The sequence below is a fragment of the Thermanaerothrix sp. genome (assembly GCF_056331585.1).
Window position 1 is genome coordinate 1,805 of sequence record NZ_JBWGPQ010000057.1, and the last position, 7,207, is coordinate 9,011.

The window sequence follows — 7,207 nt, forward strand, 5'->3', positions numbered from 1 at the left end:
GCCGTGCGTGAAGGTTGTGTTCAAGTCCAGGGAACGATAAACGGTTATGGCGAACGGTGTGGAAACGCTAATCTGTGCTCCATTATTCCCGATTTGGAATTGAAGATGGGCCTTAAGGCCTTGCCAGAAGGACATCTGGTCAAATTAACCGACCTCTCCCATTATGTTGCCGAGGTTGCCAATCTAGCCCCAGATGAGCATTTGCCCTATGTAGGGCGAGCGGCATTTGCTCACAAAGGCGGTATCCATGTGGCGGCCATGCGACGTACTCCCCGATCTTATCAGCATATTGATCCCGAATTGGTAGGTAACCGCAGTCGCGTGGTGGTTTCGGAACTTTCAGGACGAGGCAATTTACTCAGCAAGGCTGAAGAGTACGGTTTGGACTTGGACAAGAAGTTTGACATAGCCTCAGCCTTGAAGGATCTGAAATCCATGGAAGCCCAAGGCTTTTCCTTTGAAGCCGCCGAGGCTTCAGTCGTGATGATGCTGCGACGACGCCAACCGGACTATCAACCGCCTTTTGAATTAATTGACTTTACGGCCAGTGTTGAACATCGTCAAGGGCGTGGGATGATTGCTGAGGCAACGGTCAAAGTCCGTGTGAACGGTGAGATTATCCATACAGCTGCAGATGGCAATGGGCCGGTGAACGCGTTGGATCGGGCACTGCGAAAGGCCCTGCGTCCATTTTATCCTGAAATAGATCATTTTCATCTCAAGGACTATAAAGTGCGCATTTTGGATGGTAATCACGGCACTATGGCAACCACGCGGGTACTGATTGACACCAGCAACGGAGTCAGCCAGTGGAGTACGGTCGGCGCTTCAACCAATATTATCGAAGCTTCATGGTTTGCATTGGCCGATTCGATTGAATACGGAATATGGGAATTGAGCAGGAGACAACAACATGAAGGCTAACATTGTCCTCTTACCCGGAGATGGAATTGGGCCAGAGGTTGTGAGCGCTGCTGTGCAGGTTTTAGAAGCCGTTGGGCGGCATTATGATCATAAATTTGAATTTACAGAATACCTGATTGGGGGGAGTGCAATTGATAAAACCGGCAATCCGTTACCTGAAGAGACCCTACAAGCTTGTCGTTCCGCGGATGCGGTATTGCTGGGAGCGGTAGGAGGGCCAAAATGGGATGACCCGCGTGCATCGGTTCGTCCAGAACAGGGGTTACTGGGTTTACGTAAAGGGTTAGGGGTGTTTGCAAATTTGCGCCCGGTACGGGTTCACCCAGCGCTCATTGAGGCTTCACCTATAAAATCGGATCGGCTTTTAGGTGTAGATCTGATTGTCGTTCGTGAATTAACCGGTGGCCTGTATTTTGGCCGGCCTAAGAAACGGGACTGGGTGGATGGGCAACAACGGGCAGTAGATACCCTGGAGTATACTGAGAACGAGATTGAGCGAATCGTAGATTTAGCGTTTCGTTTAGCGCGCCAACGACGTAAAAAAGTAAGTTCGGTGGACAAGGCTAATGTACTGGAATCGTCTCGTTTATGGCGAGAGGTTGCCAATCGGGTGGCTCAGCGTTATCCCGATGTGACATTAGAGCATGTATTGGTGGATACGGCTGCCATGCGTTTGGTAAGCGTTCCCCAGTCTTTTGACGTTATCGTCACCGAAAACATGTTTGGGGATATTCTCACTGATGAGGCTGCAGTATTGGCTGGTTCAATGGGGATGCTCCCTTCAGCCTCGCTAAATGGGCAGTATGGTGGGCTGTATGAACCCATTCATGGCTCGGCGCCAGATATTGCCGGGCAGGGGATTGCCAATCCCATTGGGGCAATATTAAGTGCGGCTATGTTATTGCGTTATTCCTTAGGGCTGGAGCAGGAAGCAAGAGCAATTGAGAAAGCGGTGGATCAAGCTATTACCAAGGGGGCACGTACACGAGATTTAGGTGGATCATTGACCACAACCGCGATGACCCAGGCGATCATCGAGCGGTTAGACTAAACTACCTGGAATGGAGGAATCATTATGGCTGAGTCACGTTACATTTGGTTAGATGGTCAACTTGTGGAGTACGAAAAGGCTACGGTGCACTTTCTCAATACGGCATTGCATTACGGTTTAGGAGTTTTTGAGGGTATTCGCTGTTATAGCACACAACGCGGACCGGCGATTTTTCGGTTAAAAGAGCATATGATTCGCCTGGTCAACTCAGCGAAGATCCTGGGCTTCCGCTCGCTCCCATTTACTCCCGAACAATTGGGGGAAGCATGCAAAGACGTGGTGCGGGCGAATGGATTTCAGGCGTGTTACATTCGACCTTTGGTTTTTCATGAAAGTGATAAGCGAGATTTGAACCTGGATAGTGGCGTTGCGCGCGTGGGGATTGCGGCCTGGCCTTGGGGAGCCTACCTCGGGGATGAGGCGGAGGAAAAAGGGGTGCGGATGAATGTTTCATCTTACACGCGCCATCACCCCAATGTGATGATGACCAAGGCCAAGGTAACCGGGAACTATGCCAATAGCGTGTTGGCGAAAACCGAATCGGTGCGGCTAGGGTTTGATGAAGCGGTAATGCTTGATCCCCAGGGTTATGTGGCAGAGTGCACTGGTGAAAACCTTTTTATCGTTCGTCATGGTGTGATTTATACACCGGGTACTTGGGCGGTGTTGGAAGGAATCACCCGTGATTCGTTAATAACCTTGGCGAGAGATTTGGGCTATCAGGTGGTTGAAACCCAGATTAGTCGCGATCATCTTTATATCGCCGATGAGATCTTTGTCTGTGGCACGGCCGCTGAGGTGGTTCCGGTGACCGAGATTGATTTTCGAGTTATCGGAAATGGAAAAGCCGGTCCAATTACCCGCGCACTTGCAAAGGTTTTCCGCGCCGTTGTACAGGGTGAGCACCCGCGGTCTGCAGAGTGGCTGAGTTATGTAAATGAATAGGGTTCCACTTGTCTTGTAGAGAGATGAGGCGCCAACATAACGGCGCCTTATCTGTTTAATGACGGTTTTAGCAGGTTTTAACTTTTTCTTTACAGAGAGGATCTTCTGCTCTTATGTAAACTGCATTTGGGGAGAAAGCGAAATCGTTCATTTGAAGGAGCGAGCTAATGGCAACGATTTGGACTGCAATTGAAAACGTGCTTCGGGCGATGAATGGATGGACGTTTGTGATCTTGATTCTGGTAGTGGCGTTGCTTACCTTGGGAGTGATTTATCGTATCTTCGGTCGTGGGATAGCTTCTCGCCTCAATGCCATTGTGGTGGGGATGACGTCTCTTGCGGCGACAGCGGGGTTTATTTTGGGGAGGCAAGGCGTGACCTTAACCGGAATGATTTTGGCAGCAATGTTGGTGACGCCAGCTTACTTTCTACTGCTCTTGGCATTAAAACGCATTGTCTTGCCGATTCACGAGTTGGCACGCTCTGCTCGACAATTGGCGGAGGGGGATTTGGGGCAAGGCAAAGAGATTCGGGGTTGGGATGAGATTCGAGATCTACTAAATGCCCAACAACAAATTCGCGAGTACCTATTGCAGATTAATTCCATCGCGGAAAAGATTGCAAGCGGAAATTTAACGTTGGACCTCAGAGCGCGTTCCGAAAATGATGCCATTGGGCAGGCATTGGCACGGATGGTGAGGTCACTTCGAGAGACCATTAGCGGAATGACTAAGAACATAGATCAGATTAGCCGTGAATATGGCAACATCACCTTCGCGGCAGACAGGACGAACCAGGCAACTCACGAAATTAGTGATAAACTGCGCCTGGTGGTTCAAGATACCTCTGGACAAATTAAACGTTTACAGGCAACCTTACAAGCGGTTGAGCAGATGGCATTAGCAATCAATGGCGTAAGCAAGGGGGCCCAGGAACAGGCGCAAGCTGTGGCCGAAGCATCCCGAAAAATGCAAAAAATTTCCGAAAATATTCAATGGGTTACAGAACGCACCCGGTTGGCTGTTCAGGTAACCAATGAGGTTTCTTCTTCAGCCCAACATGGTTCGAAAACCATTCGCGAGAGCATCGAGCGGATGCAGCGGATTGTCGAAAGTACTCGCCGGGTTCAAGAGAAGGCTGAATGGGTGGGGCAGAATACGCGCAAGATAGGGATTATTCTGGAAACCACGCAGGAATTAGCCGCGCAAACCAACCTGTTAGCTCTTAATGCTGCAATTGAAGCCGCACGAGCTGGTGAGCAGGGTAAGGGATTTGCTGTCGTGGCGGATGAAGTACGTAAATTGGCTGAAAAGTCGGTTCAGGCAACCAAAGAGATTGCGACCTTGATCCACAATATTCAGGCCTTGGTCTCGGAGATGGGAATGGCGATCCAGGATCAAGGCACAGAAATAGACACGGGAGTCCAACAAAGCCTTGACGCACGCGGAGCTCTCGAAACCATTCTCGAGGGAATTGAGCAGGTTGAACAACGGATCGAGGACATTGCCCGAGCGGCAGACGAAATTCACGCGGCCACACAAGGATTAACAACGGCTATGGAAACCGTTTCAGCGGTAGTAGAAGAAAATACAGCGGCTACAGAAGAATTAAGTGCGAGTGCTTCTGAAGTTACCCAGGCGGTTCAGATTTATGCTCATGCCAGCGAACAGACCTTGAAGCAGTTGAATGATGTGGCTTTGGCTGCGGAACAGATTCGGGATCAGGTTGCCAATGTGACCGCTTCAATCCAACGCATGAGCGAACAGAGCACCTTGCTGCAACAACAGATTGTCAAAATCACAACCCAGCAAGTGAGCGGAAAAGTTAGCCGTGGTAGTGCTTTAATTGGGCGGCTTGATTTTGTCCGAGAAAAGTATGGAGCACCCGCACTTGAGCGTGTGATTAACCGCTTACCATTTGAGGTTCAGCGTCTTTTACGCGGAACAATTGATCCTGAGGGCGAGTATCCTCCTGAGATTCTGGGTCTGTTGACAAACGCGATAAAAGAGGAGCTGGCAGGTGGAAAAGACGATATTTTGCGCGAGATGACCCGGTATCGGGCTAAATATGATATTCAACCTGGCGCCGCGTTAGCCAAGTATTTTAAACCCGGCGATCCCGGCTACATCATCCGCCGCATGGACCTGTGCCTGCGCCACAATTGGGGAGATGGTGTTGTGGTACGGATCTTCGATTTGGCCGAAAACCATGTACGTATGGAAGTGGATATGGGGAAGAAACAGCCGCGTGAGCGATGTACGTATAACCACGTGGGTTGGATGGAAGGGGTGATTGAGGCAGCTGGCGGTATCCCATATATAAAAAAGACGCGTTGTATGTACAATGGCGATCCTTACTGTGAATATGATGTGCGCTGGGAGATGGCAAAGGTCGGGGTTAAACAGGGATGACCGCCTCTATGGTTGTTCCCTTGCCCTTCTCGCTGTGTACGTTGACCATTCCCCCAAACATACGCGCACGCTCACGCATGCACGTAATACCAAAGGAATGTTCAAACTGGACCTTGCTGTCAAATCCAATTCCATTATCCTGAACCCACAAAGTGATTGACCTCTCGCTATAAACTAAGACGATTTGGACGGTTGTGGCCTGTGAGTGTTTGCGAACGTTTGATAGTGCCTCTTGAGCGATGCGATAGAGGGCTTGCTTGGCGTCAGTGGGGATTAGGGGTGGGTTACCTGTGACGTGGAATTGAACATTGATGGCAAGGTCACGGGTTAGTTTCTCAATTTCGTTTTGAATCAATTCTTCTAATGATTGTTGACTTATAGCAGGAGGCCTTAGGGATTGTACGGACCGTCTTGCTTCGTTCAAGTTTTCGCGGGCAATGCTTTGAATACGCATAAGATGATCGTTAATTGAGCCTGTATCTCCTGTACTCAGGCTTTGGCGCAGGGCTTCTACTTGCATTAAAATTCCGGCGAATCCTTGGGCAAGAGTATCGTGAATTTCACGTGCGATGCGATTGCGTTCTTCAATCACGGCCATTTCGCGCAGTTCCTGATACATGCGAGAATTTTCCAGTGCGATGGCAATTTGGTCAGCCAATGTTTGGACGGTAAAGAGGTCGTGGGTGTCCAGACTCCCATGGCGTGGACTTTGGACATCTAAGACCCCAAGCGTATCGCATCCAATCTTGATCGGAACAACGATCCGGGAGAGCGTTTCAACAGGTGTATTTCGCCCTGATCTGATAATGTGGGGTGATTCTTCATTCTCGAGGTGAGGCTGTCCAGAGCGGGCAACATACCCTTCAATACCCTCCTCAATGCTGAGCAAAGTTCCAATAGGTTTCTCTTTGGTTTGACCCGCCTGAGCAACCAAGACCATAAAGCGGGCTTGGGGTTGTTTTAAATAAACACGGATACTGTGAAAGGCAAATATTTCTTGAAGAGAGGTTACGATCGAGGGGAGAACTTGTTCAACATCCATCACAGCGCTGATCTTCTGACCGACTTCATTGATTGCACGAAGTTGATCGGCACGGCGTTTTTCGGCCCGGGTACGTTCTTCAAGATAGTTTAGAAGGGTGAGGATACTCTGGTGAATCTCGCGGGAGGGTTGCAGAAACTCGTCCATGAAAACCGTTACAGCCACAACTAAACCATGGGGTTTAATTGAAGGAGGCCAAATCGGGTGGCACACCATGTATTTCTTGCGTATGTTGCCTTCATAATCTTTAAATTCGTAGTAACCTTCGGATTCCCCAACTAAAGATTGCTCTATGATTTCCCAAAAATTTTGGAAACGACTAGCCAAATGGCGTAAATCCGCATCAATCAATTCTGGATTAACGTGGAAACGATTGATCCCTTGGGTATCATGAACGGCTGAATACCCAGTTTGACCAACCCTTTGAACCGCAATGGCGGCCAGTTTGGCATCGGTACTCAGTGCTTCCAGGGTTGGGTAAGTATGACACGTCAGATAAATTTCAATTTGCCTAGTGATATCATTGGCTTTCTGACGGATTAATTGTTTACCTAAGGCTTCCAATGCCTCAGCAGCTAGGTTGGCGGCTTTCTGTCCGATTTGAATGCTATCTTCAAGGGGGGATTCAAGGTGGAGGGGCGTAAACATCGAAAGGCTGGACTCCTTGTTTATCATGGTTGTCAATGTAATGCCATAAAATATGATTATAGGTATTTCAATTCAAATTTTAAGGCCGGTTTATAATGACGTGAATAAGAGTCACAAAGGTGCTTGCGTAGAGTAGGGCTTTTTAAAGTTTTAATATTTAGATACCCAATAGGGCAAAAGCCAATG

5 protein-coding genes are annotated in these 7,207 nt (G+C 48.9%); 4 read left to right on the forward strand and 1 reads right to left on the reverse strand.

Annotated elements, in window-relative coordinates:
* From AC01YT_RS13085 to AC01YT_RS13100, 4 genes are all read left to right on the forward strand, one after another.
* The coding region (locus AC01YT_RS13085; protein ID WP_476676112.1) for an alpha-isopropylmalate synthase regulatory domain-containing protein at nt 1–924 on the forward strand (924 nt) is incomplete at its 5' end.
* A complete protein-coding gene (gene leuB, locus AC01YT_RS13090) occupies nt 914–1,975 on the forward strand; it encodes a 3-isopropylmalate dehydrogenase (RefSeq protein WP_424911324.1) in 1,062 nt (353 codons plus the stop codon). The genes AC01YT_RS13085 and leuB, both read left to right, overlap by 11 nt.
* A gap of 24 nt (nt 1,976–1,999) precedes the next feature.
* Nucleotides 2,000–2,920 carry a branched-chain amino acid transaminase gene (locus AC01YT_RS13095; protein WP_424911323.1) on the forward strand — a complete coding sequence of 307 codons (921 nt, stop codon included), beginning with the start codon at nt 2,000–2,002 and terminating at the stop codon, nt 2,918–2,920.
* Between the two features lie 167 nt (nt 2,921–3,087).
* The gene (locus tag AC01YT_RS13100) at nt 3,088–5,331 is read left to right on the forward strand and encodes a methyl-accepting chemotaxis protein (protein ID WP_476676115.1); all 2,244 of its coding nucleotides are present in this window, start codon (nt 3,088–3,090) and stop codon (nt 5,329–5,331) included.
* On the opposite strand, the gene AC01YT_RS13105 is transcribed toward AC01YT_RS13100, so the two are convergent.
* Nucleotides 5,318–7,021, reverse strand: coding sequence for a GAF domain-containing sensor histidine kinase (locus tag AC01YT_RS13105; RefSeq protein WP_476676117.1), 1,704 nt, complete (start codon nt 7,019–7,021; stop codon nt 5,318–5,320). The two genes, AC01YT_RS13100 and AC01YT_RS13105, sit on opposite strands and share 14 nt — an antisense overlap.
* Between the last annotated feature and the right edge of the window lie 186 nt (nt 7,022–7,207).

Bases quoted from the DNA above. Each gene is read 5' to 3' on its own strand.
- leuB (WP_424911324.1), top strand. From the start codon at position 914: ATGAAGGCTAACATTGTCCTCTTACCCGGAGATGGAATTGGGCCAGAG.
- AC01YT_RS13095 (WP_424911323.1), top strand. From the start codon at position 2,000: ATGGCTGAGTCACGTTACATTTGGTTAGATGGTCAACTTGTGGAGTAC.
- AC01YT_RS13100 (WP_476676115.1), top strand. From the start codon at position 3,088: ATGGCAACGATTTGGACTGCAATTGAAAACGTGCTTCGGGCGATGAAT.
- AC01YT_RS13105 (WP_476676117.1), bottom strand. From the start codon at position 7,021: ATGTTTACGCCCCTCCACCTTGAATCCCCCCTTGAAGATAGCATTCAA.